Raw genomic sequence first — 25,207 nt, forward strand, 5'->3', positions numbered from 1 at the left:
GCGCCTGAACCGCCGCACCGGAAGGCGTCACTCCTCCGCAAGCTTGCGCTCGATATAGGCGTCCACCGTCTCGGCGAAGGAGCGCTGCACCCCCACCGCGGCACCATGCTGGTCGAGCGCGTCGCGCTGGAGCACACGCAGGCCACGCCCCCGGAGGCTGGCCGGCGCGGTGTTCAAATATTGATCGATGGCGCCTTTGGCGAGCGGAATAGCCCTCGGATCGCCCCTTGCGATCAAGAGACGCAAGAGGCTCTGGCAATCGGCCAAACCGGGCATGGCTCAGCCTTCAGCGTTGCTGCGATTTCGGGTTCGGTCGCTTGACCGGCTGGGTGTGGGTGCCGAACAGCGCCAGCAGAAACGCGACTTCTTCCTTCGAACCGACCTGGATCATGACTTGTCTCCTTCTCGCTCCGTTGGTCGGGGCCAACGGGCGCGGCGTTCAGGACAATCGGGTTTCAGCAATGTTTCAGGCGTGTTTCGTCGAGACCGAAAACGATCTCCAGAACACGATCTACCGGTGCCTGCTGAAGGTCTGCCGATGATGCAAAGGGCCTGCGCCGATGTTTTTGTCGGACCAGCCCTAACTCCTGAAAACGGCCCCGGCGCGGGACGGGGGGCTGGGGGCGCCGGAGCCGCCATTCCAGGCCGGCCATCGGCGGTGGGCCGACCACAAAGCTAATTCCAGTTTGGAGCAAGAAGTTCCAATGGGCGACCTGGCAAAGCGAACAGCTCAATACTGAGGACGCTTCAACAGCTCCGGCAATCGCGCGATTGCCGTTGCGATCCGTCGCGCCTCGTCGCGCGATAGATACTGGTGGGCATATTGGTAGCCCCACGAGTGCAGATCATCGCGATGAAGAACGCAGCAGATCGTGAAGCCGTTCGCGTCCTTGACTCGGAAGCACTCCTCTTCCGCGATCATGACCCACGGCGCCGGAAACCGCCTGAGATTGTCCATCCATGATCACTGGCGTGCGTGGCCCCGTTGCTGCTCAATTCCGCGCGGTACGAGGCGGCGCTTGGCAAGACCAGTCCGCGGCGCTGCCGGCGGCCGGCGCGGAACGAAGAGGCTGTTCACAAGAATAGGTTCGCTGTCGCCGAGCCGTGTCCGCTCGTGAACCAGGCCGCTCATCACGACGCGCATCTTCATGATCTCTTCCGCCACGAAGGTGCAGTCCTCGTCGCGATTGATCTGCTCATGCATGATGGCCTCGGCCTCTCGCATGCTGACGCGTAACGCTCTGACGATGTTGCGGATTTCATTGATGCGGTTATCCACGGCCCATCTCCACCTGACGACGGGACAATAAGAACAAATCATGAACAATGAGTCAATACGATCTTCACTTCGGGTTCACGGTGCCTTGCCTAAAGCTGCGGCCAATAACGGCACGTAGGTAGGAAACATGTCCTTTGACCCGATGGCCGCTGCGGTTGACTGGCTTGATGCCTACCGCACCGGCGACATCGAAACGATTTTGGGAATGTACGCCGATGATGCGATCGTCCATTGCGCCTGCGGCGGCATGAAGAGGATTTCGACCCGGCAGGGCCTGCGCGCCTAGTGGGTCGCCCGTCGTGGCCCGCGCGTTGGCACACGGTTCACTCTGCTACCTGACGCTTCGAACTTTATCCAAATGCAGCGAAGCGGATTCGGCGGAATGAAATCTCCCCGCGTCATGCTGGGACATGTCCCTTGCGAGGGCGCATGGGCAAGCTGGAGATTCCGTCGATGTATTACGTCGCCGCCGCATTGCTGGTGCTGTCGGGACTGTTCTACTCCGCGAGCCATCACGAGCTCGGCCAGTTCGGTGCGAACGTGTGCAGCTATGGCAGCACGTTCTGCGACAACCCGGTGGTCGTCTTCACCGGCGGCGCGCTGGCCGCCGCCTGGGGCATGTTCGTCAGCATCAAGTAGCGGCACGCGCGTCGGCACGCATGCATTGGGCGCGTTACCTCGCCAATTCCTTGCGGACGGCGGCGGCGGAATTGCCGACCTTGTCGACGGCCTTTTGCAAATCCTCCTTCGATATGCCGAGCGCGTGCGTCCAGTACTTGACCTCGAAGGCCTCGTGCATGTTGATCTTGCTGCGGTCCGGTTGCCCGCGCTTCGTCAGATTGTCCATCGCGTGTCCTCCCTCATGGAAGAGCAAAACGCCACCATGGACCGGCCGTTCCAAACGGCAGGACGAGACCATACGTCGGAGCTCACGCGTCGAGGCTCACACGTTCAGCCACAGCATGGAAGCGAGCACCGCTGAAAACAGAAACAGCCCGACAATTGCAATTCTGAAAACCAGATCGGCGGCCAAATGTGCCCCCTTTTGTCGTTGCAAATTCTTTGCTCGTACGGCGCCCGGCCCCGCCTTGGAAAGGGCAGGACCGCACCGTGACTTTGCTGCCGGGGCGGGTTGGAACGGCCCGTCGAGCGGCACCGCGACGCGCTCATCCAGCTTTGGTTCCAGGTTTTCGGAAGGCGCGAATCACAGCAACGATAACCCCACCGGTCGGCGGACGCCACTGGCATGAGAATCAAACCGTGCCGCGCGCGACAGCGGACAGCCGAGCAGGTGCTGCCTGATCGCCGACGGCTTCCGTGTCCAGGGATCGGCCGACTGTCGGCGACATCTTCTCGCGCGAGAGGCTGGCGACCGTTTTGAACGGAGGGAAAAGGAAGAGCCCGCAACCGGTGACGGTGCGGGCTCGACGATCTCTGTGATGGTATCACTCTACAAGTGTTTTGCCCGACGTGTCAAAGGATGACGGGGCGTTGGCGTCAGCGGACGGCGCGGGCGCTGGCCGACGCAGGAACTTTGCGGCCATGACGCGCTTGAAGCACACTTCGCAATTCCGGAAGCCGGAAGGTCAGCCCCTGTCAAACCGATCGAAGCAGCACGCCGCCAAGCACGACAGCCCCAAAGGATCGGCGAAGTCCGGACCGGGGCTGCTGCAACGGCTGGGGCCCGGGCTCATCACCGGCGCAGCCGACGACGATCCGTCGGGCATCGCCACCTATTCGCAGGCGGGTGCGCAATTCGGCTACGGGCTGCTCTGGACGGTGTTTCTGACCCTGCCGTTCATGATCGCGATTCAGCTCGTCAGCGCTCGCATCGGCCGGGTCACCGGCAAAGGGCTCGCCGCCAACGTCCTGCAGCTCGCGCCGCGCTGGATCGTGCTGGGGCTCGTCTCGCTGCTCGTCATCGCCAACACCTTCAACATCGCCGCCGACATCGCCGCGATGGCGGAGGCGCTCTCGCTGGTCATCGGCGGGCTCAATCACGAGCACGCCCTGATCTTCGCGGCGGGTTCGACCCTGCTCCAGGTGTTCGTGCCCTATCGCCGCTATTCGCCGGTGCTGAAATTCCTGACGCTGACGCTGTTCGCCTATGTCGCCACCGCCTTCACCGTGGAGATCCCGTGGAGCACCGCGTTGCTCGCCGCGGTATGGCCGAAGGCGACGATCAGCGCCGACTATTTCCTGATGGTCGTCGCCGTGCTCGGCACCACCATCAGCCCCTATCTCTTCTTCTGGCAGGCCTCGCAAGAAGTCGAGGAGATGAACCAGGGCAAGCGCGACAAGCCGCTGCGCGACCTTCCAACCGGGGGCGCCCCTGAAATCGCGCGCATCAAGGCCGACACCATCGTCGGCATGCTGCTCTCCAACAGCATCGCCTTCTTCATCATCCTGACCACGGCGGCCGTGCTGAACGGCAATGGCATCACCAGGATCAACTCGGCGACGGAAGCGGCCGAAGCGCTGCGTCCGCTCGCCGGCGATTTCACCTTCGCGCTGTTCGCGCTCGGCATCATCGGCACCGGCCTTCTGGCGATCCCGGTACTCGCGGGCTCGGCGGCTTACGCCGTTGCTGAGACTTTCGGCTGGCACGCCACGCTGGAGGCGAAGCCGGAAAAGGCGGTCGGCTTCTACGCCATCATCGCGGCCGCAACCATCATCGGCTTCGGTCTCGGCTTCACCGGCATCGACTCGATTCACATGCTGGTATGGAGCGCGGTGCTCAACGGCATCGTTGCCGTGCCGGTCATGGCCATGATGATGCTGATCGTCTCGAGCCGTGCGATCATGGGCCGCTTCAAGGCCCGCTCACGGCTGGTCGCGCTGGGCTGGCTCGGCACCGCGATCATGGCGCTGGCCGTCCTCGCTCTGCTCGGCTCGTCCGCGATCGGCTGACCAGACCGGCGACAGCGACGCCGAGACCTGCGACGCCAAGATCTGCGGCGCCAAGATCTGCGACGCGACAACGACGAAGGCCGCGAGCACGGCCGGCACGCTGATGAACCGTATTACGGCGTCACGGGATTGACGGTCGGAGATGTCTTCGGCCCCGACCGCTCCGGCTCGACCGGCGACTTCGGTGCGGTGGGAAGCACCTTGGCGCCGGCGGCATGTGCGGCCTCGCCCGTCGTCGCATACATCGCAACATGAGCCGGCTGAGTCTTGGCGCGGTTCCACGGCCCGTGATCGACGATCACCATCGCAGCAATCGTCAAGCCGGCCACGATCAGCGCGATCACGCCGGGATGGCGAAGCGCCGAGGACATGGAGTTTGCGAAGCGATGTGTTGTCATCGAAGGACCCGTGCTGTTTCCTCTCGCGGGTTAACTCAAACGCATCCTGCGAGTTCCGCCCTTCGCTTAAGCAAGTTCTGAGCCACTACGCGGAACCGATCGTTCCGATGCGATCACTTTTTCACGTCCGGGCGCGCGTCGCCGACGAAGCTGTCGCGGTTCGGCATTTTGACAGCCGAAAGCGATTTGGCATCGAGTGTCGCATCGGCTCCCACCAGCCCGTTCAGGTTCAGGATATAGGCGGACACCGCATAGACGTCATCGTCGCTCAGCGACTGCGGCGCGTTCTGCGGCATGGCGCGGCGGATATAATCGAACAGCGTCGGCGCATAAGGCCAATAGCTGCCGACGGTGCGGATCGGCTTGGCCGTTGCGATCGTGCCCTGCCCACCGGCGAGCCGGTCACCCAAGCCACCCTCGCCTTTATCGCCATGGCACGAAGCACATTGCTGGGCGAACACCTCGCGCCCATGGCTGACCGAACCGCCTCCCTGCGGTAGATTGCGGCCGTCACGTCCGACATCGATATTCCAGCCCGCGATCTCCGCAGCCGTCGCAGGGCGACCGATTCCATAAGGGCTTTGCGCCTGCGCTTCGCTCGCGAAGGCACCCAGCGCGATTGCGACGGCAACGCCGCAGGTCTCACGCCAGCGCATTGGTCACCTCGCCGTCGGCCGCGATGCGCCAGGGCCAGATCGCGTTGTTGTGGTAGAAATAGTTCTCGCCGCGCACCGCGAGCAGCTCGGCCAGCGTCGGCTGCACATAGCCGGTTTCGTCGACGGCGCGGCTCTGGATCACGGCCGGCTTGCCGTCCCATTGCCAAGGCAGGCGGAAGCGCGTGAGGGCGCGCGTCAACACCGGCTCCTGCAATCGCGCGTCCTGCCAGCTCTTGCCGTCATCGACCGACACCTCGACACGCTTGATCTTGCCATGTCCGCTCCAGGCGATGCCGGTGATCTCGTGGAAGCCGGGCGCGCTCAGGCGATGACCGCCCGAGGGGCGCGTAATGATCGACTTCGCTTCCATGTAGAAGGAAAACTCGCGCGCCGTGCCGTCGGGCAAGAGATCGGTGTATTTCGAGGTCTCTTCGCGCGAATAAATGGGCTCCGCGGTCACGTGCAGGCGGCGCAGCCACTTCACGCTCATATTGCCTTCGAAGCCCGGCAGAAACAGCCGCAAGGGATAGCCCTGCTGCGGACGCAACCGCTCGCCGTTCTGGCTGTAGACCAGAAGGGCGTCCTCGAGGCATTTCTCGATCGGAATGCTGCGCGTCAGCGCGGCGGCGTCAGCGCCTTCGGCGACGACCCATTTGGCGTCCGGTTTCAATCCGGCCTCCTGGAGCACGAGCTTCAGGCTCACGCCGGTCCATTCGGCGCAACTCACCAGACCCACGAGGTCCGATGCCGTCTTGCCATAGGGCTTGGTGTAACCGGGATTGCCGGAGCATTCGAGGAAGTGGATGCGCGACTCCGACGGGAAGCGCCTGAGATCGTCCATCGTGAAGATCAGAGGCCGCTCGACGAGGCCGTGCATCATCAACCGATGCTGCGCCGGGTCGATGGTCGGAACACCGCCATGATGCCGCTCGTAGAACAGTCCATTCGGCGTGATGATGCCGTCGAGCTCCTGCAATGGCGTCCGGCTGGAGGCCGATATGTACTGCTTGAGAGTCTTCGAGATGTTCTTGACGACGCCCTTCTCGAACGGTGACGGCGCGCCATAGGGCTGGGCTCCCATCGGCTCGCCCGGCGCCTTCATCCATTCGGGAATGTTGGGCGGAAGGTTGTCCGTCTCCGCCGCGGCCGACGCACCAGCGCCCAGAACGGCGCCGCCCGCCACCGCGGTGCCGCCTTGCAGGAAGCGACGGCGTGTTGTTCTCGCGGATTTTCCCGCGGCGTCGATCGTGCTGCTCATTGCGGATCCTCGGCTGAAGCGCGACCCGCATCAAACCCTCCGCGAAGGGCGTTTGCAATCCGCACCTATTTCAAAAACAGGCGATTTCGACCAGGACTGGTCTAGATCAGCCAGCCGCAACAGTCATTCCGTTCTTCGCGATGCAAGACAGCTCTCAGTTTCACTCGCCCGGAGCGATCGCGTTACTCGGCGTCGGGCGGTCGGTGATCTGCTGTCCGAACAGGCTGCCGATCAGCTCGACCGCAGTGCGCGCGGTGCGACCGCGCTCGTCCAGGAACGGATTGAGCTCGACGATGTCGACCGATCCGACCAGGCCGGAATCATGAAGCAGCTCCATGATCAGATGCGCCTCGCGATAGGTCGCTCCGCCCGGCACCGTGGTGCCGACCCCCGGCGCCACACACGGATCGAGGAAATCGACATCGAAGCTGACATGGAGCACGCCATCGCACGCCTTGACGCGCTCGATGACGCGCCGGATCAGCACGGCGACGCCGAACTCGTCGATCTGGCGCATGTCGACAACCCTGATCCGGCGTGTGCGCATCAATTCCTTTTCGAGCTTATCGATCGAACGCGCGCCGAACAGGTCCAGCCTGTCGGGATCAATCGAGGCGCGCGGATCATCGCCGAGCAATCCGTCGAGGCCGGGCTCGCCACACAAGAACGCCGCCGACATGCCGTGCATGTTTGCGGTGATCGTCGTCTCGGGCGTGTTGTAGTCGGCATGGGCGTCGAGCCAGAGCACGAACAGCTCGCGTCCGCGCTCCTGCCAGTGGCGCGCCATGGCATTCACCGAGCCCATCGACAATGTGTGATCGCCGCCGAGGAAGATCGGCAACGCGCCGGTCTGTGCGATCTCATGGCCTCTGCGGCTCAGCAGGCGCGTCCAGCGCTGGATTTCGCGATAGTGGTTGGCTTTTTCGGGCGGCCTGTCAGCGAGGTCCCTGACCTCCGCCACGGAGAGATCGCCATAATCGACAACTTCGAAATCAAGGCCTTCGAGCAGTGGCGCAAGGCCGGCGGTGCGCAGCGCTGCGGGGCCCATCAATGTGCCGCGCTGCGAAGCTCCCATGTCGATGGGCGCGCCGAGCAAGGCGATGCGCCGGCCTTGATCCGTCATGATCCGATCGGTCACGGCAATCTCCTGAGATCAGCAAGCCTCCGCCAGCCTAACAGAGATTCGCATCCGTCGTTTCCCGGGATTACCGGACGAAAGGGCTCGCGCGCCCGGAACAAATTCCCGGACGCCGCATTTTGTTTACAGGGCCGGCATCCGCCGTTCAAAACGGCGCCTGTCGCGGATAGCCAAAGGTCTCTCGACCCGCTGTTCAAAACGAGCGCACGCGCGGATAGCCAAAGGTGCCGGCCTCCATCTCTTCGCCAATTCCGGAGGTCGCGATCTTGAGCACGGACATACCGCAGCCCAATCCCCCGCCCGGCATGGCCGAGCGTGCCATCGACGCAGCAACCGACGTGTCCCGCACCATTGGCGAGGTGGCAGGCGGCCTGCACGCCGCGGTCGATCGCCTCACTGCCGCAATCGACGAAGCACGAAAACCCGGCCGGCCGCTCGCGACAGTCGCGGCAATCACGCGCGAAGCGCCCTTGGCCAGCCTGTTCGTCGCCTTCCTCTTTGGCGTGGCGGTCGCACGCCGGCGCTAGCGGTCGGAGTTGAAGCGGTTCAGGCCGCGCTGACGGCTTCGAGTTCAGCCGGCAGGAATTGCCTCTCGAACGCCTCGGCGGGCATCGGACGGCCGAAGAAATATCCCTGCCCTTCCTCGCATCCCATGCTGACCAGGAAGTCGGCCGTGGCACGGTTCTCGATGCCTTCCGCCACGACAGTGAGCCCGAGCTGCTTGCTGAGACCGATGGTCGAGCCGACGATCGCGGCGTCGTCGGAATCGGCGAGCAGGTCAAGCACGAACGACCGGTCGATCTTGAGCCCGTCGAGCGGAAACTTCTTCAGATAGCTCAGGCTCGCATAGCCCGTGCCGAAATCGTCGAACAGAACGCGGACGCCGAGCTGCTGGATCCGCTCGAACATGTCGAGCACGCGGCTTTCGTCATGCAGCAGGATATCCTCGGTGACTTCGAGCTCGAGCAGCGACGGCGTGAGCCCCGTCTCCGCGAGCAGCGCCGCAACGGAATGCGCGAGGTCGCCGGACTCGAGCTGCGACGGCGAGAGGTTGATCGCGACGCGCACGCTGTTTCCGGACAATTCCCAGGCTCGCGCCTGCCGACAGGCGGTCTCCATCACCCAGTTCGCGATCCGCTCGGACAGGGACGAGGTGTTGACCACCGGCATGAATTCCCCGGGCGAGACATAGCCGCGCGCGGGATGCCGCCAACGGATGAGCGCTTCGGCCCCGAGCAGGCTGCCGTCGACCAGCCGAACCTGTGGCTGATAGAACAGTTCGAACTCGCCGCGATCCGCGGCAAGCGCCAGTTCGCTCTCCAATGTCAGCCGGTTTTCCAGCTCCTGCCTGATCGCACTCTCGAAGATCACGTGGCTGCCGCGCCGCGTCATCTTTGCCTTGCTCAGCGCCAGATGACCATTGCCGAGAAGATCGTCGGCGTTGTGCCCACCTTCCGGATAGACGGCGACGCCGATGCTGATCCTGACGCGATGTTGGCGCGCGCCCGTTGCGAGCGGCGCTTCGAACGCGCGCGCGATCCGCTCGGCAAACTCCACAATCGGCTCGTCAGCCTCCGTACAATCAAGCGCGATGGCGAACTCGTCGCCGCTGAGCCGGGCTACGACCGCCTTGCCACCGACCTTGGTCCGGAGGCGCTCCGCGACGGCCCGCAGCACGAGGTCGCCGGCCGAATGTCCAAGCATGTCGTTGATCTGCTGGAAGCCATCGAGGCCGAGCACAAGCAGCGCGACGTCGGACGATCGCGGCTCCGCCGCGGCGATCAGATTGGCGAGGCTCGCATGCAGCATGTTGCGGTTGGCAAGACCGGTCAACGCGTCATGTTCGGCAAGATACCTGACGCGTTCGGCTTCGCGCTTGCGGACCGAGATGTCGCGCAGGATCGCTCCGTACTGGAAGCCGTCCGTGCCCTGCCAGCCCGAAAAGCTCGCTTCGACCGGGAACGTCTCGCCGTTCTTCCGCCGCCCCTGGAACTCGACGACGACGGCACCGCCGGGCACCAACAGCGCCTGGCGCGCAGCATCGCGCATGGCAAATGCCTTTGCGCCACCGCCGGCGGGCTCCGCACAGAGCGTTTCGAACGGACGTCCGATCATTTCGGTCGGCATGTAGCCGAAGATCGCGCTGGCGCCCGGATTCCACACCGTGATCCGGTGATCCTCGTCGGTGCAGATCAGACCGTCGCCGAGCGACATCGCGATACGATGAAAGCGGCTCTCGGCAATACGTCCCAGGAGACTACGGAAATCGATCTCGTCGAGTGCAATCGCGGTCAGATAGGCAATGATCGCAATGTGAAACAGCGACGTGTCGATGATGAGCGGCCAGCTTGCCTGCACGAGCGCAGCGGCAAGTTCCACGCCCGCTCCTGCGGCGACGAGGATGGTGACACGGACGCCCGGTGCGGAACGGCGCCACGAATACATCATCGCCAGGCAGATCAGGCCCAAGCCAATGATCATGCCGGCATCGGACGTCCAGCGCAGCATCCGGTTCTGGAGGATCGATTCCGCCGCCAGGGCCTGGAGGACGGGTCCAGAGACGCTCTTGCCGTTGGGAACGCTGAACCGGTCGCCCAGTTCGAGCGCGGTAGCACCGACGATGATCTTCTTGTCTCTCAGCTTGTCCAAGGTCGCGGCATCGCCGCGCAGCACGTCAAAATAGGAGACACTTGGGATGGAGGCCGCACGAATGCCGAAATCGATCAGGAAGGGCGGGCGCCGATTGGCATCCTGCCCGGCCAGCACGACGGCCATCGACGGCATCACGGCATCGCCAAGCTTCTCTCCGACCGGATAGCGGCGCACGAGCCCGTCGGACTCGATCGCAACATTGACGACGGCCGGCCACGACTGGTTGCTGAACGGCTTCAGTGGACGATTGATGTGAACCGCGCCACCATTCGGCGTCGGCTGCTTGAAGGAGGGCAGGATCGTCGAACCGCCGACCTCCCGAAGCGCCGTGACGAGGGCCTCGTCTGAGGCCGGATCCGATGGTGTGCTGAAATCGACGTCGAAGGCGACGTCCTGTGCCCCCGCCGCCTCGAGCCTGTGCAACAGTTCCGCGTGGAGCCGGCGCGGCCAGGGCCATATCCCGATCTGGTCGATCGAGGGGGCGTCGATGGCCACCACGACGACATTGCCGCTGGCCGTACGCGATTGCCAGGCGAAGCGCAGATCGGTGAGCGCGTTGCGAAGCGCGCCGTGCCACCCCGTGGACAGCACGACCGCAAGCGCGATCATGACGAGAATATGCGGCCGATGACGTTTCACTTTGCTCCCCTGCACCGGCGGTCCCTGCCGCCTGGCGCTCCCCTATACCGACGACACGGTCCTAGCGATGGCCTTTGCCCCAATACCAACCGTAGTGGTGGCCATGATTGCCGTTACCGTTGCTGCCGTTATTCCCGTTTCCGCTGTTCCCGTTGCCGTTGTTGCCATTATTGCCGGTGCCACCGCTTCCGTTGCTGGTCGCGCCAGTCCCGTTGCTTGCGCTCCCAGAGCTTCCGCCGGACACATCGCTGGTCGAACCAGAGGTGGTCGCAACAGTCGTCGTCGTATTTGACGACGTCGACGTGGCACTGGCCGCGGGTGCACTGCTGCTCACCGTAACCGCCGTGACGTTGGAGCTGTTGGCGGCCGTGGTCGTCGTGCTCGCCTTCGTATCGCTCCACACCGTCTCGGTCCCGGTGCTGGCGTTCGCGTTGCGCACGTGCCCCGTTGTCACGGCGCCGTGGGCGAGCCCGTTCGTGACCTTGTGGACGTTCAGCTTGACCTCGCCGAGCGAACTGGAGATGCGCACGACGCCACCTTTGGGCGCCTGACCGCCGGCCGCTTGATGCGATTGCGCCGGCGCGCCGGCCGCCTTGGTCCCCTTGTCGATCGGACCAAGCGCATGGATCGCATGGCCGTTCGCCGCATTGCGCGGTGCCGACAGGCCCGATTTCGGCACCGGGACACGCTCGATCGTCGAGGCGCGCGGCTTGCCGTGCTCGATCGGATTGAAGGTCCCGGCACCACTCAGGCTGAGGCCGGGCTTGCCGTGCTCAAAGGAGGTGGCGGCCTGTCCCGGCATGACCTGTGCGATCTGTCCGGACTTGAAGTCGGAGACTTCAACCTGGCCGCGGAGCACGCCGACCTTGGTGCTGCCAGCATTCACGGTGACGCTGAATTGCGTTCCCTTGACCACGGCGGCGAGATACGGCGTCTCGACCTCGAAATGCTTGACGTTGCGCTTCTCGACCTCGAGCAGGATCGAACCCGCCTGCTGGATGATGGTGGTCGAGAGCCCTTCCTTCTTCTCGGCCGGCAAACCGACCACCGAGTTCGGGGAGATCAAAATCGATTCCTCGCCGCGGACGAGCAGCACGCGTCCGTTGCGTCCGGTGCGAATGGTATCACCAGCCTTCAGCGTCCCTTCCTGGGTCAACGACACAGGCTGCGCGCCGTTGGCGGCAAGCCAGACCTCACCCGAGGACTTGCTGACTGACCAGACGCCATCGTCCGCGGCAGATGCGAACGAGGCCGTACCCAGGATCAGCGCGGCCACGAAGGCGCACCGCATTCCAACTCTGCCCAGCATCACGATCCTCAGTCCCGCATTACAGCCAGTCCTGAGGCGTATCCGAAATCACTCAAGAGAGAATTAGCGGGAACCGGCAAGTCCAATGGCTGCATTAACCAATCATTGACCATAAAAAACTAAGAAAAATCATGCAGCTAACGAACTCTTACCGGCTCCTGGGCACCGCTCCGTTAAACTACGGTGAGCGGCTCGCTGCGCGCATTGAGAAGCGGCATCTCCTCGTTGCACTGGTGCTGGCGGCACCGATTTTCACGGGAATTTCGCAGGCGTTCGCTCAACAGGCGAACCAGCCCGGCTTCGATCCGCGGCAGCCCGAGAAATACTTTGAAAACCAAACCGAGCAGGAATCGCTGAGCCGTCCTCCGGTCACGCTGCCGGCGGTCGGCCGGCCCAACACAGGCGGGGATACGAAACCACAATTCGTGTTGCGCGGGATCGATGTCAGCGGCGCCCAAGCCATTCCCCGCGATCGCATCGCCGCAGCCTATCAGCCCTATCTCGGAAAGAAGGTCTCGCAAGCCGACCTCGCCGCGATCGCCGGCGCGATCAGCGATCTCTACCGCGCAGACGGCTTTCATCTGAGCCGGGCGATCGTGCCGCCGCAGGACATCGCCGACGGTCGCGTCCGGATCCAGGTGATTGAAGGCGCCATCGTGCAGGCCGAGCTGAAAGGCGACGGCGCCGAGCAGTTTGGCGTGAGGCCGATGCTGGGGCCGGTTCTCGCCGAGCAGCCGTCGCGCCTGGCAACGCTCGAACGTCAGCTCTTCCTCATCAACAGCGGGCCGGGCATCCGGATCACCGACACCGCGCTCGAGGAGATCGGCGGTGCCACCGGCCGCTTTCGCCTCATCGTCCATTTGAAAACCTGGCACGTCTTCTCGTCGTTCGGCCTGGATAATTTGGGCTCATCGTCGGTCGGCCCGTGGCAGACCTACGCGACCGGCGCTTTCAACTCCTACCTCACGCCCGGCGATACGCTGGCGGTCAACCTGTCGACCATTGCCAACGACCCGCGTGAGCTTGGCTTTGCGCGATTATCCTATGACGCGCCCGTCGGCGTCGACGGCGTGCGCCTCGGCGCTTCCGTCCTGTACAGCGCGGTCCGGCCGGGTGACGCCCGCCGCCTCGACAGCGACATCACCACGACAGAGGCGTTCGAGCTGCGGGCAAGCACCGTGCCCTTCATGTCGCAATCATCGGCGTTGACGCTGACCTTGGCCGGGACCTTCAGCAACGTGTCCGAGCACGATCTTTACGGCCCCTGGTACGACGACCACATCAGGACCGCGAGCCTGACCGCCGATTACCGACTCCAGGATCGCTTCGGCGGCACCAATTTCGCGACGCTGATCTACCGCCAGGGTCTCGACATCTTCGGTGCCTCGCATTTCGACGACGATCTACTATCCCGCGCCGGCGCCGCGTCGAACTTCTCGGTGCTGAACCTCTGGTTCACGCGCTATCAGACCCTCAACGAGGCCTGGTCGCTCAAGCTGTCCGCCGCCAGCCAGACGGCATCGCGGCCGCTGTTCATTTCGCAGCAATTCTATCTCGGCGGCGCGGCTTTCGGCCGGGGCTATGGCGCAGCCGAGATCAGCGGCGACAACGGTATTGCCGGCTCGCTCGAGCTGCGCTTCGACCAGAAGCTCAATTTCCGCTACTGGGCCGGCTATCAGCTCTACGCCTTTGGCGACGCCGGCGCAGTCTGGAACGACGGCTACCGCCTGAGCGACGGCCTGTCGCTGACATCGGCCGGAGCCGGCGTGCGGTTCTTTCTGCCGGACGATCTTCAAGCCGATCTCGGCGTGGCCGTCCCCTTGAGCTACCGGGCGCCAGACAACGAGCGCCGCAGCCCACGCTTCCTGTTCACCCTCTCGAGCGCATTCCGGCTCTGCCCCGAACGCGGCAGGGGCGGCTGCCTCTAGCTGCCGCGCTTTGAGCACACCCGGCATGCGGCTCTTTTGCGGCCTTGCTCACAGACTTGCCTAAATTTAATCCCGTAACCTGCTCACGATCGCTCGATCCAGGGGCTTGCAATGACCATTTTCAGTCGAAAGTGATTGGGACGGAACCATGAAGAGGGTGTTTGCAATCCTGGCCTTTCTCTGCGTGCTCGGCGTCGGCCAGTATTTCGTGGTCAGCCGGTTCGCGATCCGACATGAGATTTTGACCCTGTTCGATGCCTCGCGCCAACGGCCGATCTCGGTCGAGATCGCGGTGCGGCGCGACTACGAGACCAAGGCCAATCTCGGGCTCTGGAAGCTCCCGCTCGCCATCATCAGCAACGGCAACACCGTCAAGGCGACCGAGTATTCCTTCCTCGCCAACGTGCTCGCGGCGCGCGGTTATCTCGTTGCCAGCATCCAGCAGGACCTGCCGAGCGATCCGCCGTTGATGACCCATGTCGGTCAGCAATATGTCGGGCGGCGCGAGGTCTATATCCGCTGCGAGGCCAACATCCTTTTCGCCCTGGCCGAACTGAAGCGACGGCAGGAAAACACCGACTACGACCACATCACCCTCGTCGGCCATTCCAACGGTGGCGACGTCTCGATGTATGTCGCCCATCAGCACCCGGAGATCGTGTCGAAGGTGATCACGCTCGACAATCTGCGGGTGCCCTTCGTGCTCAGCGACAACCTGAAGATCCTGTCGTTCCGCTCCAAGGATCCGCATTTCCAGACCGACCCGGGCGTGCTGCCGACGCCTGAAGAGGCCAAAGCGCGCGGCATCGACATCGTCCATACCGGTGCTCAGCACACCGAGATGAGCGATCGCGGTCCCGATGCGGTCAAGGAGAAGATCCAGGCGACACTCGACCGCTTCCTGCGTGACAGTGCCAGCAGCTCGCTCGCGCCGGCTGACACCAGAAGCCCGATGATCATGAACCCCGGCGACTACTAGCCGGGCCCCCTTTGCGGCAGATCAAGGCAGCTCCAGGGTGGCGACGATAGGAAGGGCCTCACCATCCCGGAGAGGCACGTGTCGCACTCCATCGAAAGCCTTGATGCGAAACGTCTCGAGACGGCAGGCCTTGGCCTGCCAGCTGCGAGCACACCGGCAATCGCACGGCATCTCTATCGTGCAACCCGCAAGCTGCTGCGGTCGATCATCGCCCGCATCGATCTCTCGCAATTTCCAGGATCGTGCTGCGGCTGAGCGCGGCATCACGCAGGATCAATTTGCGGGCACGCGGCGCACACTGGAACTCAGGACTTTCCCTTGCCGGGCTGCATGAAACTGCCGGTCATCTGGCGCATGTGGTCGCCGGCGCTGGTGAACTGGCTGCGCAGGAAGTCGGACTGGATTCGCATCGCTTCCTGAAGGTCGGTGGCATGCACGAGCTTGCGCGCGTGCTCGAACGCCGACTTCATGTTCTGCTCAGTGAACGCGAGCGCCTGCTTGGACACTTCGGTACCCGCTCCGGGAACCGACGTCATCGACTTGGTGGCAGCTTCGAAAAACATGCCGAATGCCTGTTCCGCCTGGTCGATCGTCTTTTCGGCCAGGTCGCGCAGTTCGGCCGGGACTTCGAGCTTCGGTTCGATCATGGTCATACTCCTCCCCTTTTTCCCAACTGAATACCACACTTGCCGGACCGCATTCCAGCGGCAGCCTGGGGGCAAACGTCGCCCGGCGGTCCGCTCCGGCAGGAAAACGAGGGACGAGGCGTACGGCCGGCGCGCGGCTGGGGTCAGGACAGGGGGTGCTCGGGAAGGGTTTCTTCGGTGCCGAGGTCTTCGACCAGCTTGATGACCTCGAAACGCTGTCGAGGCCCGAGCTTCAGGAACGCGCGAAGCAGGCGCAGACTTTCAACGGTGCTGCTTGCAGGCGCGCCGAGCTTAAGGTGCAGTTCAGCCGCGAAATTGAGGTTTTTCATCTCGCACCTATGACAAGCATCGGCCCTCGTGATCAGACGTCGAGGTCTCGCTCGAGAACCGAACACCATGACCGGACGCCATGGTGACCCTGAGATCTCGGCCGGGGCACCCGGTGGGTTAACACGCTGAACCATATACTGGCTCAACCGAACAGGTTGCAATTATGTCAAGAAACAACCCTTCCGGCAAGCCCAACCGTCGCCGTAGCGATGCTTCGTCCGCATCGCAGCACGGCAATTCCGGATAACAGGAATATGGACCGTCGTCACCCACCTGCGTCAAGAAGCGGCATCACTCACGCACACGGCCTCGGTCGCTGTCAATCGGTGCGGCGTTTCGCCGTGTTTCCGGTGTGAACGAGGCCAGATTAAAGTTTCCTCGGCGTATACACGTAATTGTTGAGTCCGACCTCGGCGGTTGTATCGTCGGCGAAATGAACGTCGAGCCGCGCAGCCGGCCTGCAGCGTCTTGATCCGTTTGCCAGTGAAGCCCCCCTTGAGCTGCTCGGCTTGGACGCGGTTCCCCGCACCAGGGTTCATCGGTTCGAAGATATCTCCGCCAATGAACCGTCGTTCAAGGTTGAACGACCAAGCGGTTGCGATGCGGCCACGCGGACCACGGGCGCCATGGCTGACGGACTTCTCGATTCGGGCGCGCCTCAGCACCAAAGGACGACAGCATGCTTTCCCGCTGCGATCTCATCAAGGGCGGCGCCGTCGCGCTTCTCACTTTCTCGATACCAGGCGCATGGGCGCAGGAGACCAGGATGAATCTGTTCAAGATCGTCACCATCAAGGACGAAATCGTCGTCGGATTGTCGGCGGAGGAGCTCCAGGCGCTCGGCGGCAATGATGCGAGCGCGGTTGCGCACGCGCTGGCGCAGAAGGGCGATCTCACGGTCTGGCAGTACAACGTGCATCGCGGCCCGAACGGTGAATTGCAACAGGCGCCGACCGCGAAGATCGGGCTCTTGGCCAACGCGTCTCTCCGTGTCGAGCCCTACACGACGCCTTACCAGATCGTGCCGCATCCGTAACAAGCGGCCCGGGCGCGCCTGCGGCGAGACCCGCAGGCGCACCACTACTCTCAACGCTGCTTGGCGCGCCGAGCCCGGCCTTCCGTCGCAAAGCCGTAGATCAGCGCCAGTCGGTCCAGGCATTCGCGAAAGCGCCGCGCGAAATAGTCGTTCCAGCGCTGGGTACGAACAGCGCGCCGCTCCCCGATCTGATCCATGGTCAGCCCCAGCACCAGGACGTCGTGCACCAGCGCGGCGCCGTCGGTACCGAGTTCGCGCTCGACCCGGTTGAGGCGCAGCACAGCCTGGCGCTGGTCCTCGGTGACGGGCTCGCGCGAGCGCGTGCCATCGACATATTCGCGCGTCGGGTCCACCGCCTGGGGCCCGCGCTCCGCCCTCTCCCAGTCGTTCTGGAAGGCGCGCCCGCCGCGATACTGCGCCTCGTCGATCTGATGATGCGCGTGCAACCGGCCGAGCGGATCGCCGCGGATCGAGCGGACGGCGACGATCTTCTCGCCGGCATCGAGCGCCAGCGGATTGTCGACCTCGACCTCCGCCACCTCTGCATTGAACGGCACCTCGCGCGAGCGCCGATCGTAGATTCCAGTCAATCTGTAGGACTTGTTGCGTCGTGCACCTGCCACTCGGATACTCCTCGCAAAATTGGATGGATAGTGGTCCCGTCAGGCGGCTGAGATCAGCCTCAAGACGACGGGACCGGCGGCGCGAGCGGACGCGGCGTCAGACCTTCGCGTCAGGCGAGCATGCGGCGTGCAATAGCTGAAGCCCGGCTGGCGCGGATGGCCGCAGAAGGCGATCCCCTCCCCGTCCTTGTCGCCACCATAGGGATAGCGGCAGTCGTCGCGCCCGAGTTCGCCCAGCGCGACCAAGCGGGGCTGGACGCCGACACAGCGCAACTTGACACGCGCGGGCTTCATTGCGGATTTCGGTGGCAAGTTCAGGTTCGGCACCGCCGCACGGGGCGGCCCGATGAGACAGGCTCCTGACGGCAAGGACGGCACGATCGATGGACTCGTCATCCGCGCCGGTGCCGCGAGTCCAAGCCGCTTGGCGCGGCCGGCCACCGCGTTGCGTGTGTAAGCCGTTCCAAACCTTCCGTTTATCTGTCTTCCGATCTCCGCATAAGACATTCCCTTGAGTAAATAGTCGCGAAGCGCGTCGGAGTGCTCCGACGGCCAATGACCCGGTTCCATGCTGCTGTCCTGTGATGCGCCTCCTCCGATCGTTCGATCGCGAGGCGGCGCCTACATTCCGTTATTCCGAAGCAACTGTCAAGCGACAATTCTGATATTCATAATTGCATCAATTCCGAATTTCGGATTACAAGAGGCGGGACGATGGGCAATCGAGGGAATCACCATGTTGGACGTTGCAATGATCGAGCGGGGCCTGGAGAAGACGGGCAAAAGCAAGGGCGGCCTGGCGGCGGCCATGGGCGTGCGGCCCGGCGCGGTGTCGGAGATCCTGGGCGGCGAGCGCCTGGTGAAGGCGTCCGAAATCATTCCGATCATGGAATATCTCGAGCTCAATCTCGCGCCGATCATGGGCCGCGTCGGGGCCGGCGCGGTGATCGAGCCCGATTATGAACAGGTTCCCCCGGAAGGCCTCGGCGATATCGCGCTGCCGTTCCCGATCATGGAAGAGACCGTCGCCTTCGAGATCGTTGGCGATTCGATGCTGCCCAAATACGAGAGCGGCGACGTGATCGTCGTCTACAAGGACCAGCGCCATCCGCTGTCGAGCTTCTACGGTGAAGAGGCCGTGGTCCGGCTCAAGACCGGTGAACGCTATTTGAAGACCATCGAACGCGGGAAAACTCCCTCCGTCGTCAATCTCAACAGCTTCAACGCCAAGCCGATCGTCGGCGTCAAGCTCGAGTGGGTCGGCGAGATCTGCCTGTCCATGCCCAAGGGTCAACTCGAGCGGCTGCGCGCCAAGTCGGCACGCCCTCGCAAGAAGAGCAAATAAAGGTCGATTTCCGATTTTTGGAAATCATCCTTGACTTAATTCTGTTTTTCGGAAATACTCTGTCGCGCTCCCGGCTACGGGCGCGGCAGGATCGTTTCATGCAGTATTTCGTCGTGATGATCGACTATGGGCGGCGCGGACGCGAGGCGCGTCGTCGATCCCGAAATCACAAGGCGCGAGGTCATCTCCCGCGTCGCTTCGGGTGAATATCGAAACATCTCGTTCATCCACGAAATCGCGGAGAATGCGGTCGAGGACGTGACCGAGGCCATCCTGACCGAGGCCGCCCTCCCCCAGGTTCCGCCTGAAGAAGTCGACCTCCAGGCGATCCGTCTCGATCACGCCCACGACCTGCGCAAGCACGAGAAGACGTGACGCAGGCCCAAACGGCCTGCGTCACTGCCCGGCTGGCGATCACACCGTGAGGACGGTCGAGCCCGTGGTCTTGCGCGCGGCGAGATCGGCATGCGCCTTGGCGGCGTCCTTCAACGGATAGGTCTGGTGCACCTCGATCTTGACCGCGCCGGACTTCACGACGTCGAACAGCTCGTTCGCCATCGCGACCAGGGCCTCGCGCTTGGCAGCGTAGGTGAACAGCGTCGGACGGGTGACGTAGAGCGAGCCCTTCTGCGCGAGCAGACCGAGGTTGAGCGGCTCGACAGCGCCGGAGGACGCACCGAACAGCGCGGCAACACCGAGCGGCGCAAGACAATCCAGCGACTTCAGGAACGTATCCTTGCCGACGGAATCATAGACCACCGGCACCTTCTTGCCGCCCGTGATCTCGTCCACGCGCTTCACGAAATCCTCGCGCGAATAGATGATCACATGATCGCAGCCATGTGCCTTGGCGAGCTTTGCCTTCTCGTCGCTACTGACGGTGCCGATCACTGTCGCGCCGAGATGTTTTGCCCACTGGCTCAGGATCAGACCGACGCCGCCGGCCGCGGCATGGAGCAGGATGGTGTCGCCGGCCTTCACGCGATAGGTCTGCCGGATCAGGTATTGGGTGGTGAGCCCCTTCAGCATCATGGCCGCCGCGGTCTTGTCATCGACACCATCAGGCAGCTTCAACAACCGGTCGGCCGGGATCAGCCGCGCCTCGGAATAGGCACCGAGCGGCGATGCACCATAGGCGACGCGATCGCCCGGCTGCAGATCGGTGACACCCGAGCCGACTTCCTCGACGATTCCGGCCGCCTCGCTGCCAAGACCGCTCGGCAATTGTGCCGGATACACGCCGGAGCGATTGTAGATGTCGACGAAATTGAGACCGACGGCAGTGTGGCGGATGCGCGCCTCGCCAGGCCCGGGCTTGCCGACACTGACCTCCTCCCAGACCAGGACTTCAGGACCGCCGGTCTTGTGAAAGCGAATGGCATGCGTCATGGGCGTTGCTCCCTTATTGTTGCAGTGAAGGTCCGCGGAAAACGGATCGGCCTGTGAAATAGGAATTCGGTCGGCCCGTTACAGTACAGAGACGTAACAAGAATGTCACAGCGAACGACAAACGCCCGCCGTTCCGCCTCTGTTCGAAAGAGTTGATGACGGCACCGGCGCGTTCCGGCAGTAGCCTTTTCGCGGGGTTTGGTGGTCGCCTGCGAAGGAGAGCCGAGATGCCAGCTTATGTACAGCATCATCAGGACATCGAAATCGCGCCTGTAATTTGTCCCGCCTGCATGGGGTTCCTGCCGATGTATGTCCGCGAGGTCGAACCGCATTGGGGCCTTGCCAGGATCGACTTCGTCTATGAATGCGCGGACTGCGGCGCGGAAGTCCGGCAGACCATCCGCAAGCCGGAGCTGCGGCACTGACCGCACGATCAGCCATCGCTTAAGTATTTGCGCTGAACGGAAAAAGCGACGTTCTGCGCGGGTCAGGCCGTCCCAAACGAGGCTTGTTCTTTGCCGGGAACGCAGGCAGAACAAGCCTCAAGCAAGACCTTTGGGAGCGCCCTTTCGTGGCTGAACAGAAGGCCTCGACCTCGATCGAGGCAGTGGAGAGCGGCCTCGCCGCGCAGGGCTATATCGCGAGCCGGCAGATCGCGACCGCCGTCTATTTGTCGCAGCAGATCGAGAAACCGATCCTGGTCGAAGGCCCCGCGGGCGTCGGCAAGACCGAGCTTGCCAAGGCCATTGCTGCCTGGCGCGGCATGAAGATGATCCGCCTGCAGTGCTACGAGGGCCTCGACGAGGCCAAGGCGCTCTACGAGTGGAAATACGCAAAACAGCTTCTCTACACCCAGATCCTCAAGGACAAGCTCGGCGAAGTCCTCGGCGGCGCGCAGACGCTGCATGCCGCGCTCGAGCAGCTCCACGATTTTGGCGACGTGTTCTTCTCCAAGGAGTTCGTCGAGCCACGGCCACTGCTCCAGGCGCTGGAGCAGCCGGGCGGCTGCGTGCTGCTGATCGACGAGATCGACAAGTCGGATGCCGAGTTCGAATCGCTGCTGCTGGAAATCCTCTCCGATTTCCAGGTCACGATCCCGGAGCTCGGCACGGTCGCGGCGATCACGCCGCCGACGGTGATCCTCACCTCGAACAGCGAGCGGGACCTCGGCGACGCCCTGAAGCGGCGCTGCCTGCATCTGCATATCGGCTTCCCCGAGCAACGGCTCGAAGAACGCATCGTCGAGAGCCGCGTCTCCGGCATCTCGCAGGCGCTGCGCCGGCAGATGGTCGGCTTCATCCACGAGATCCGCTCGCTCGACCTGAAGAAGCTGCCTTCGGTCAGTGAGACCATCGACTGGGCGCGCGTCCTGGTTCTACTTCAGGCCACGGAGCTCGATACGGACATCGTCAAGGACACGCTCAATGTGCTCCTGAAGTACGAGGCCGACATCGAGGCAGCAACGCCGCAAGTTACGACCTTCATTGCCAAGGCGGCACGGTCCAACGTCTTCGGTTGACGCCGATGCGCGAGAATCTCCATCGTTTCTTTCGAGCGGCGCGCGGTGCCGGCGTGCATGTCTCGCCCGCCGAAAGCATCGATGCGATGCGCGCGGTCAAGGAGGTCGGCTTTTCCGACCGGGCTATCCTGCGCGATGCGCTGCTCCTGACGCTCGCCAAGTCGCAGGACGAGAAGCTCGCCCTCGGCGACTGCTTTGATCTCTTCTTCAGCCAACCAGAGCCGCGGCAGGATCAACCCGAGGCCGACGACAACGACGACGCATCGCAGGACGCGGATCAGACCCCCTCACCCAGCTCGGCCAGTGAAGCAGGCGAAGGCCAGGCTTCCGAAGCATTGGGCCCGCTTGCGCAGATGCTGCTGTCGCAGGATCGCAACGCGATCGCAGCCGCGATCGCCAGCGCTTCCGGTGTGGCTGCGCTGTCCGACATCCGCTATTCGACTCAGCGCGGGATCTTTTCCAGCCGCATCCTCGACGCCATGGGCCTTCAGCGCCTGCGCGACGATCTCGACGCGCCCACCGCGACCAATCCGTCGCTGGCCGAGCGTCTGCGCGGCGCGCTGGACGCGTTGCGCGAAGCAGTCCGCGACACGGTCTCGCAAGGCCTTGCGCTTTATGCCCGCGAAGAGGCCGAAAACCTCCGCAACGAGATCCTGCGCAACGCGCCGCTCGCCCGCATCGAGCGGCGCCAGGTCGCGGAGATGCGCGCTCTCATCCGCCAGATCGCGCGGCGCCTGCGCGAGCGCTACTCGAAGCCGCGCAAGCGTCAGCGCCGCGGCCATCTCGACGTCCGTCGCACACTGCGCCGCAACGCCGCCTGGGGCGGCGTGCCCTTCCTCACCGCGTGGAAGCGCAAGCACCGCGACCGGCCGAAGATCGTCGCAATCTGCGACGTCTCAGGCTCGGTCGCGCAGGTCTCCGATTTCTTCCTGCTCCTGATCCACTCGCTGCACGAGGTGGTCGACGACGTCCACTCCTTCGCCTTCTCCTCGCATCTGATCGAGGTCAGCGAGATCCTGGAGAAGAAGTCGCCGGAAGAGGCGATGGCCGAGATCATGTCCAAGGTCGGCTTCGGCTCATCCGACTACGGCTCCTCTCTCGTCGATTTCGAGAAGGAGTTTATGAGCACGCTGACGCCGCAGACCACGGTGATCGTGCTCGGTGACGCCCGCAGCAACAATCTCGACCCGCGCGCCGACATCTTGCGCCGCATCTCCGAACGCTCGAAGCGCGTGGTCTGGCTCAATCCCGAAGGACGGCTCGCCTGGGGCTTCGGTGATTCCGAGATGCCGCGCTACGCGACCTTCTGCACTGTCGTGCGCCAATGCGCCACCGCACAGCAGCTCGAACGCGCCGTGTCCGACATCGTGGCGACTTATCAGTAGACGGCAATCACGTCCGCCGCTGGCGTCAGGCGGCAGTCAGCTCGGCCTGGACGAGGTTGCACTCCCGAAAGTGATGCGCAATTTCGTCGAGCGCGCGCTGCTCCCATTCCTGGGCCTGCGCGAGCCAGAACGCCCGTCGCTCCGAATCCAGCGCGGCGCGCTCTCGGCAGAGGAATTCCTGACTGCGAATTGCCATCAGCCTGTTCATGCACTCACACTCCTGTCGTGTGAAGCCAATCCCCTGCGAATCAACGTAGCAGAGTCCAGTCAGAGTCCAATCGTCCTCGCTTCACGATTTCTGTGCATATCGCGACGCGCAATGGGACAGTGATGCTTCCCGTGCACTGCGGTAGCTCTCGCCGCACGATCAAGCTCACATCATCAATTAGTGATCGGAGACCGGGACGATTTTCGTGCGCGAACGATCTTAACTGTTGTGGCGCAATGAAGTGCGGCAATTCGTGAAGAGAGGTTCTAAACAGCTTACCGAATTCCCGACTCATTGTCGTCGCATGGTGTTCATGCGGCGCCGCTAACAGGGGCTCGCGAACTTGGACTATCGCTTGAGGCAACATGAGCAACGACATCGACTTCGATCTTTCGCCGGACCAATGGGAAGCGCTGAAAGCGCTTCGCAACCCCGTGTCGAATGTTCGCCTCTCGAAGGCCTATCTCGTCGAAGGTCTCGTCAAGCTCGGTCTCGTTGTTGTCAGTGACGGCGTACCTTCGATGACGCCGACGGGACGCAAGGTGCTGGTGCGCGGATCGTGCCGGCTACTGGATCTCGTGGCGTGACGAGACTGTCCGCGCGCAACAGCTCTGCATGATCGCCTGAAAATTGTCTTTTGCGTTCCCGCTGACGGCGTGTCGCGGGGATGACCTCAACCCGCCAACGTAACGATCAAAGGTCCATTTCGGGTTGCGATAACCGTGTGCTCGTACTGAACGGTTGGCGCCTCGGGGTTGCTGTAGAGCGTCCAAGGATCATCATCACCGTTCTCGGCCCACTCCGCGCCGAGCGACAGGAATGGCTCGACGGTGAACACCAAACCATCGCTCATGATGCGGCGCTCGGAGCGATCGGGCCATGTCGCGATCTCCGTCGGCTCCTCGTGGAGCGACAAGCCGACACCGTGACTGGCTAGGTTCTTGACGAGCATGTAGCCGTTTTTCCGCGCAAACGTCCCGATGGCCTGACCGATGCCGGCAATCGGTTTGCCGGCTCCGACCTGCCGCAGGCCCGTCCACATCGCCCGCCGACCATCCCTGCAAAGACGCTCGATCGAACGGGTCACGGGCGGAACGGCGAACGAGGCTCCCGTATCGGCAAAGAAGCCGCTCTTCTCGGCCGAGACGTCGATGTTGACGAGGTCGCCACGCTCGATCCGCCGGGCACCCGGGATGCCATGAGCGATCTCTTCGTTCACGCTGATGCAGGTTGCGCCAGGAAAGGCATAGGCCAGTTCCGGCGCCGAACGCGCTCCGGCGGCCTCAAGGAGCTCTCGTCCGATCCGGTCGAGTTCCGCGGTGGTCATGCCGGGCTCGAGGGCCTTCCCCATCGCCTCAAGGGCATTGGCGACGATACGCCCGACCTCTTTCAGGCAGATCAGATCGTTCTCATTCGAGATTGTCATATCAAGCTCTTGCGAAAGCCGGGACATAGCTGTTGCGATGCCGACTTGCAAACGGAAGAGCGCGCACAAGAATCCCGGATTATGCGGCGCCCTGGATCACTTCCAAGACCAGGCCGCGACAATCTGGCACGGTTGTTGCTCCTTTTTGACGTC

30 protein-coding genes and 1 pseudogene are annotated in these 25,207 nt (G+C 63.3%); 14 read left to right on the forward strand and 17 right to left on the reverse strand.

Annotated features, from left to right (window positions below):
• Positions 1-27 precede the first annotated feature (27 nt).
• From AB7535_RS23680 to AB7535_RS23690, 3 genes are all read right to left on the reverse strand, one after another.
• Entirely contained in the window at positions 28-276 is a 249-nt protein-coding gene (locus tag AB7535_RS23680; protein WP_014493719.1) for a hypothetical protein, read from the reverse strand.
• A 454-nt stretch (positions 277-730) separates the two neighbouring features.
• Entirely contained in the window at positions 731-922 is a 192-nt protein-coding gene (locus AB7535_RS23685) for a hypothetical protein (RefSeq protein ID WP_231142698.1), read from the reverse strand.
• A 42-nt stretch (positions 923-964) separates the two neighbouring features.
• Entirely contained in the window at positions 965-1,279 is a 315-nt protein-coding gene (locus tag AB7535_RS23690; protein ID WP_135215132.1) for a hypothetical protein, read from the reverse strand.
• A gap of 127 nt (positions 1,280-1,406) precedes the next feature.
• Here AB7535_RS23690 and AB7535_RS23695 point away from each other — a divergent pair, with 127 nt between their 5' ends.
• Together AB7535_RS23695 and AB7535_RS23700 are read left to right on the forward strand one after the other, a co-directional pair.
• Complete coding sequence (locus AB7535_RS23695; protein WP_193560894.1) at positions 1,407-1,565, forward strand: hypothetical protein; 159 nt, start codon at positions 1,407-1,409, stop codon at positions 1,563-1,565.
• Between the two features lie 167 nt (positions 1,566-1,732).
• On the forward strand, positions 1,733-1,918 hold the full coding sequence (locus AB7535_RS23700) for a hypothetical protein (RefSeq protein WP_014493715.1): 186 nt from the start codon (positions 1,733-1,735) through the stop codon (positions 1,916-1,918).
• Positions 1,919-1,952: 34 nt separating this feature from the next.
• On the opposite strand, the gene AB7535_RS23705 is transcribed toward AB7535_RS23700, so the two are convergent.
• Positions 1,953-2,126: a DUF3606 domain-containing protein gene (locus AB7535_RS23705; RefSeq protein ID WP_439035344.1), complete on the reverse strand. Its 174-nt coding sequence runs from the start codon at positions 2,124-2,126 to the stop codon at positions 1,953-1,955.
• Positions 2,127-2,821: 695 nt separating this feature from the next.
• Between AB7535_RS23705 and AB7535_RS23710 the strand changes: the two genes are divergently transcribed.
• Positions 2,822-4,189 carry an NRAMP family divalent metal transporter gene (locus AB7535_RS23710; protein ID WP_439035345.1) on the forward strand — a complete coding sequence of 456 codons (1,368 nt, stop codon included), beginning with the start codon at positions 2,822-2,824 and terminating at the stop codon, positions 4,187-4,189.
• Between the two features lie 113 nt (positions 4,190-4,302).
• On the opposite strand, the gene AB7535_RS23715 is transcribed toward AB7535_RS23710, so the two are convergent.
• The 4 genes from AB7535_RS23715 to rocF form a co-directional block, all read right to left on the reverse strand.
• Positions 4,303-4,587, reverse strand: coding sequence for a hypothetical protein (locus AB7535_RS23715; RefSeq protein ID WP_439036991.1), 285 nt, complete (start codon positions 4,585-4,587; stop codon positions 4,303-4,305).
• 113 nt (positions 4,588-4,700) lie between these two features.
• Positions 4,701-5,243 carry a c-type cytochrome gene (locus AB7535_RS23720; RefSeq protein ID WP_354123883.1) on the reverse strand — a complete coding sequence of 181 codons (543 nt, stop codon included), beginning with the start codon at positions 5,241-5,243 and terminating at the stop codon, positions 4,701-4,703.
• Entirely contained in the window at positions 5,230-6,501 is a 1,272-nt protein-coding gene (soxC, locus tag AB7535_RS23725) for a sulfite dehydrogenase (protein ID WP_439036992.1), read from the reverse strand. The genes AB7535_RS23720 and soxC overlap by 14 nt, the downstream gene beginning before the upstream one ends.
• Before the next feature lie 160 nt (positions 6,502-6,661).
• Positions 6,662-7,639, reverse strand: coding sequence for an arginase (rocF, locus tag AB7535_RS23730; protein ID WP_439036993.1), 978 nt, complete (start codon positions 7,637-7,639; stop codon positions 6,662-6,664).
• Between the two features lie 266 nt (positions 7,640-7,905).
• Here rocF and AB7535_RS23735 point away from each other — a divergent pair, with 266 nt between their 5' ends.
• On the forward strand, positions 7,906-8,166 hold the full coding sequence (locus AB7535_RS23735; RefSeq protein ID WP_071911781.1) for a hypothetical protein: 261 nt from the start codon (positions 7,906-7,908) through the stop codon (positions 8,164-8,166).
• Positions 8,167-8,185: 19 nt separating this feature from the next.
• Here the strand turns inward: AB7535_RS23735 and AB7535_RS23740 are convergent, their stop codons facing one another.
• Together AB7535_RS23740 and AB7535_RS23745 are read right to left on the reverse strand one after the other, a co-directional pair.
• Positions 8,186-10,930 carry an EAL domain-containing protein gene (locus AB7535_RS23740; protein ID WP_439036994.1) on the reverse strand — a complete coding sequence of 915 codons (2,745 nt, stop codon included), beginning with the start codon at positions 10,928-10,930 and terminating at the stop codon, positions 8,186-8,188.
• Positions 10,931-10,991: 61 nt separating this feature from the next.
• Positions 10,992-12,239 (reverse strand): FecR family protein, encoded by a 1,248-nt coding sequence (locus AB7535_RS23745; protein WP_439036995.1) that lies wholly within the window; start codon positions 12,237-12,239, stop codon positions 10,992-10,994.
• Between the two features lie 131 nt (positions 12,240-12,370).
• Here AB7535_RS23745 and AB7535_RS23750 point away from each other — a divergent pair, with 131 nt between their 5' ends.
• The 3 genes from AB7535_RS23750 to AB7535_RS23760 all read left to right on the forward strand — a co-directional run bounded on the left by AB7535_RS23750 (position 12,371) and on the right by AB7535_RS23760 (position 15,401).
• Positions 12,371-14,167: a ShlB/FhaC/HecB family hemolysin secretion/activation protein gene (locus AB7535_RS23750; protein WP_439036996.1), complete on the forward strand. Its 1,797-nt coding sequence runs from the start codon at positions 12,371-12,373 to the stop codon at positions 14,165-14,167.
• Positions 14,168-14,315: 148 nt separating this feature from the next.
• Positions 14,316-15,146, forward strand: a complete 831-nt coding sequence (locus AB7535_RS23755) for an alpha/beta hydrolase (RefSeq protein WP_063982042.1) — start codon at positions 14,316-14,318, stop codon at positions 15,144-15,146.
• 78 nt (positions 15,147-15,224) lie between these two features.
• On the forward strand, positions 15,225-15,401 hold the full coding sequence (locus AB7535_RS23760; protein WP_439036997.1) for a hypothetical protein: 177 nt from the start codon (positions 15,225-15,227) through the stop codon (positions 15,399-15,401).
• A 50-nt stretch (positions 15,402-15,451) separates the two neighbouring features.
• Here the strand turns inward: AB7535_RS23760 and AB7535_RS23765 are convergent, their stop codons facing one another.
• On the reverse strand, positions 15,452-15,793 hold the full coding sequence (locus AB7535_RS23765) for a phasin (protein WP_014493705.1): 342 nt from the start codon (positions 15,791-15,793) through the stop codon (positions 15,452-15,454).
• Between the two features lie 143 nt (positions 15,794-15,936).
• A complete protein-coding gene (locus AB7535_RS23770; protein ID WP_063982041.1) occupies positions 15,937-16,122 on the reverse strand; it encodes a hypothetical protein in 186 nt (61 codons plus the stop codon).
• A gap of 680 nt (positions 16,123-16,802) precedes the next feature.
• Between AB7535_RS23770 and AB7535_RS23775 the strand changes: the two genes are divergently transcribed.
• On the forward strand, positions 16,803-17,159 hold the full coding sequence (locus AB7535_RS23775; protein WP_166100246.1) for a hypothetical protein: 357 nt from the start codon (positions 16,803-16,805) through the stop codon (positions 17,157-17,159).
• Between the two features lie 50 nt (positions 17,160-17,209).
• On the opposite strand, the gene AB7535_RS23780 is transcribed toward AB7535_RS23775, so the two are convergent.
• Positions 17,210-17,782, reverse strand: a complete 573-nt coding sequence (locus tag AB7535_RS23780) for a hypothetical protein (protein WP_063982039.1) — start codon at positions 17,780-17,782, stop codon at positions 17,210-17,212.
• 39 nt (positions 17,783-17,821) lie between these two features.
• Entirely contained in the window at positions 17,822-18,352 is a 531-nt protein-coding gene (locus AB7535_RS23785; RefSeq protein ID WP_439036998.1) for a GcrA family cell cycle regulator, read from the reverse strand.
• A gap of 166 nt (positions 18,353-18,518) precedes the next feature.
• Between AB7535_RS23785 and AB7535_RS23790 the strand changes: the two genes are divergently transcribed.
• Both AB7535_RS23790 and AB7535_RS23795 read left to right on the forward strand, forming a co-directional pair.
• Entirely contained in the window at positions 18,519-19,127 is a 609-nt protein-coding gene (locus tag AB7535_RS23790) for a S24 family peptidase (RefSeq protein ID WP_028152904.1), read from the forward strand.
• Positions 19,128-19,225: 98 nt separating this feature from the next.
• Positions 19,226-19,502, forward strand: a pseudogene (locus AB7535_RS23795) (hypothetical protein).
• 39 nt (positions 19,503-19,541) lie between these two features.
• Here AB7535_RS23795 and AB7535_RS23800 read toward each other — a convergent pair.
• On the reverse strand, positions 19,542-20,516 hold the full coding sequence (locus AB7535_RS23800) for a quinone oxidoreductase family protein (protein WP_166100260.1): 975 nt from the start codon (positions 20,514-20,516) through the stop codon (positions 19,542-19,544).
• Between the two features lie 227 nt (positions 20,517-20,743).
• Here AB7535_RS23800 and AB7535_RS23805 point away from each other — a divergent pair, with 227 nt between their 5' ends.
• From AB7535_RS23805 to AB7535_RS23815, 3 genes are all read left to right on the forward strand, one after another.
• Positions 20,744-20,941, forward strand: coding sequence for a hypothetical protein (locus AB7535_RS23805; protein ID WP_028152902.1), 198 nt, complete (start codon positions 20,744-20,746; stop codon positions 20,939-20,941).
• A 146-nt stretch (positions 20,942-21,087) separates the two neighbouring features.
• Positions 21,088-22,035, forward strand: coding sequence for an AAA family ATPase (locus AB7535_RS23810; protein ID WP_063982035.1), 948 nt, complete (start codon positions 21,088-21,090; stop codon positions 22,033-22,035).
• Positions 22,036-22,040: 5 nt separating this feature from the next.
• On the forward strand, positions 22,041-23,420 hold the full coding sequence (locus AB7535_RS23815; protein ID WP_439036999.1) for a vWA domain-containing protein: 1,380 nt from the start codon (positions 22,041-22,043) through the stop codon (positions 23,418-23,420).
• A gap of 25 nt (positions 23,421-23,445) precedes the next feature.
• Here the strand turns inward: AB7535_RS23815 and AB7535_RS23820 are convergent, their stop codons facing one another.
• Positions 23,446-23,628, reverse strand: a complete 183-nt coding sequence (locus tag AB7535_RS23820; protein WP_028152900.1) for a hypothetical protein — start codon at positions 23,626-23,628, stop codon at positions 23,446-23,448.
• Between the two features lie 365 nt (positions 23,629-23,993).
• Here AB7535_RS23820 and AB7535_RS23825 point away from each other — a divergent pair, with 365 nt between their 5' ends.
• The gene (locus tag AB7535_RS23825) at positions 23,994-24,215 is read left to right on the forward strand and encodes a hypothetical protein (RefSeq protein WP_439037000.1); all 222 of its coding nucleotides are present in this window, start codon (positions 23,994-23,996) and stop codon (positions 24,213-24,215) included.
• 86 nt (positions 24,216-24,301) lie between these two features.
• Here the strand turns inward: AB7535_RS23825 and map are convergent, their stop codons facing one another.
• Positions 24,302-25,054 (reverse strand): type I methionyl aminopeptidase, encoded by a 753-nt coding sequence (gene map / locus AB7535_RS23830; protein WP_135215180.1) that lies wholly within the window; start codon positions 25,052-25,054, stop codon positions 24,302-24,304.
• Between the last annotated feature and the right edge of the window lie 153 nt (positions 25,055-25,207).

It is taken from the genome of Bradyrhizobium sp. 956_D2_N1_4, from assembly GCF_052076025.1.
Classification (GTDB): Bacteria; Pseudomonadota; Alphaproteobacteria; order Rhizobiales; family Xanthobacteraceae; genus Bradyrhizobium; species Bradyrhizobium barranii.

Excerpts from the sequence above, each read along its gene's own strand:
- AB7535_RS23790 (WP_028152904.1), top strand. The coding sequence starts at position 18,519 with ATGTTGGACGTTGCAATGATCGAGCGGGGCCTGGAGAAGACGGGCAAA.
- AB7535_RS23680 (WP_014493719.1), bottom strand. The coding sequence starts at position 276 with ATGCCCGGTTTGGCCGATTGCCAGAGCCTCTTGCGTCTCTTGATCGCA.
- AB7535_RS23755 (WP_063982042.1), top strand. The coding sequence starts at position 14,316 with ATGAAGAGGGTGTTTGCAATCCTGGCCTTTCTCTGCGTGCTCGGCGTC.
- map (WP_135215180.1), bottom strand. The coding sequence starts at position 25,054 with ATGACAATCTCGAATGAGAACGATCTGATCTGCCTGAAAGAGGTCGGG.
- AB7535_RS23720 (WP_354123883.1), bottom strand. The coding sequence starts at position 5,243 with ATGCGCTGGCGTGAGACCTGCGGCGTTGCCGTCGCAATCGCGCTGGGT.
- AB7535_RS23700 (WP_014493715.1), top strand. The coding sequence starts at position 1,733 with ATGTATTACGTCGCCGCCGCATTGCTGGTGCTGTCGGGACTGTTCTAC.
- AB7535_RS23815 (WP_439036999.1), top strand. The coding sequence starts at position 22,041 with ATGCGCGAGAATCTCCATCGTTTCTTTCGAGCGGCGCGCGGTGCCGGC.
- AB7535_RS23825 (WP_439037000.1), top strand. The coding sequence starts at position 23,994 with ATGAGCAACGACATCGACTTCGATCTTTCGCCGGACCAATGGGAAGCG.
- AB7535_RS23800 (WP_166100260.1), bottom strand. The coding sequence starts at position 20,516 with ATGACGCATGCCATTCGCTTTCACAAGACCGGCGGTCCTGAAGTCCTG.
- AB7535_RS23705 (WP_439035344.1), bottom strand. The coding sequence starts at position 2,126 with ATGGACAATCTGACGAAGCGCGGGCAACCGGACCGCAGCAAGATCAAC.
- soxC (WP_439036992.1), bottom strand. The coding sequence starts at position 6,501 with ATGAGCAGCACGATCGACGCCGCGGGAAAATCCGCGAGAACAACACGC.
- AB7535_RS23685 (WP_231142698.1), bottom strand. The coding sequence starts at position 922 with ATGATCGCGGAAGAGGAGTGCTTCCGAGTCAAGGACGCGAACGGCTTC.
- AB7535_RS23710 (WP_439035345.1), top strand. The coding sequence starts at position 2,822 with ATGACGCGCTTGAAGCACACTTCGCAATTCCGGAAGCCGGAAGGTCAG.
- AB7535_RS23750 (WP_439036996.1), top strand. The coding sequence starts at position 12,371 with ATGCAGCTAACGAACTCTTACCGGCTCCTGGGCACCGCTCCGTTAAAC.
- AB7535_RS23695 (WP_193560894.1), top strand. The coding sequence starts at position 1,407 with ATGTCCTTTGACCCGATGGCCGCTGCGGTTGACTGGCTTGATGCCTAC.
- AB7535_RS23770 (WP_063982041.1), bottom strand. The coding sequence starts at position 16,122 with ATGAAAAACCTCAATTTCGCGGCTGAACTGCACCTTAAGCTCGGCGCG.
- AB7535_RS23805 (WP_028152902.1), top strand. The coding sequence starts at position 20,744 with ATGCCAGCTTATGTACAGCATCATCAGGACATCGAAATCGCGCCTGTA.
- AB7535_RS23745 (WP_439036995.1), bottom strand. The coding sequence starts at position 12,239 with ATGCTGGGCAGAGTTGGAATGCGGTGCGCCTTCGTGGCCGCGCTGATC.
- AB7535_RS23820 (WP_028152900.1), bottom strand. The coding sequence starts at position 23,628 with ATGAACAGGCTGATGGCAATTCGCAGTCAGGAATTCCTCTGCCGAGAG.
- AB7535_RS23785 (WP_439036998.1), bottom strand. The coding sequence starts at position 18,352 with ATGGAACCGGGTCATTGGCCGTCGGAGCACTCCGACGCGCTTCGCGAC.
- AB7535_RS23715 (WP_439036991.1), bottom strand. The coding sequence starts at position 4,587 with ATGACAACACATCGCTTCGCAAACTCCATGTCCTCGGCGCTTCGCCAT.
- AB7535_RS23775 (WP_166100246.1), top strand. The coding sequence starts at position 16,803 with ATGCTTTCCCGCTGCGATCTCATCAAGGGCGGCGCCGTCGCGCTTCTC.
- AB7535_RS23765 (WP_014493705.1), bottom strand. The coding sequence starts at position 15,793 with ATGATCGAACCGAAGCTCGAAGTCCCGGCCGAACTGCGCGACCTGGCC.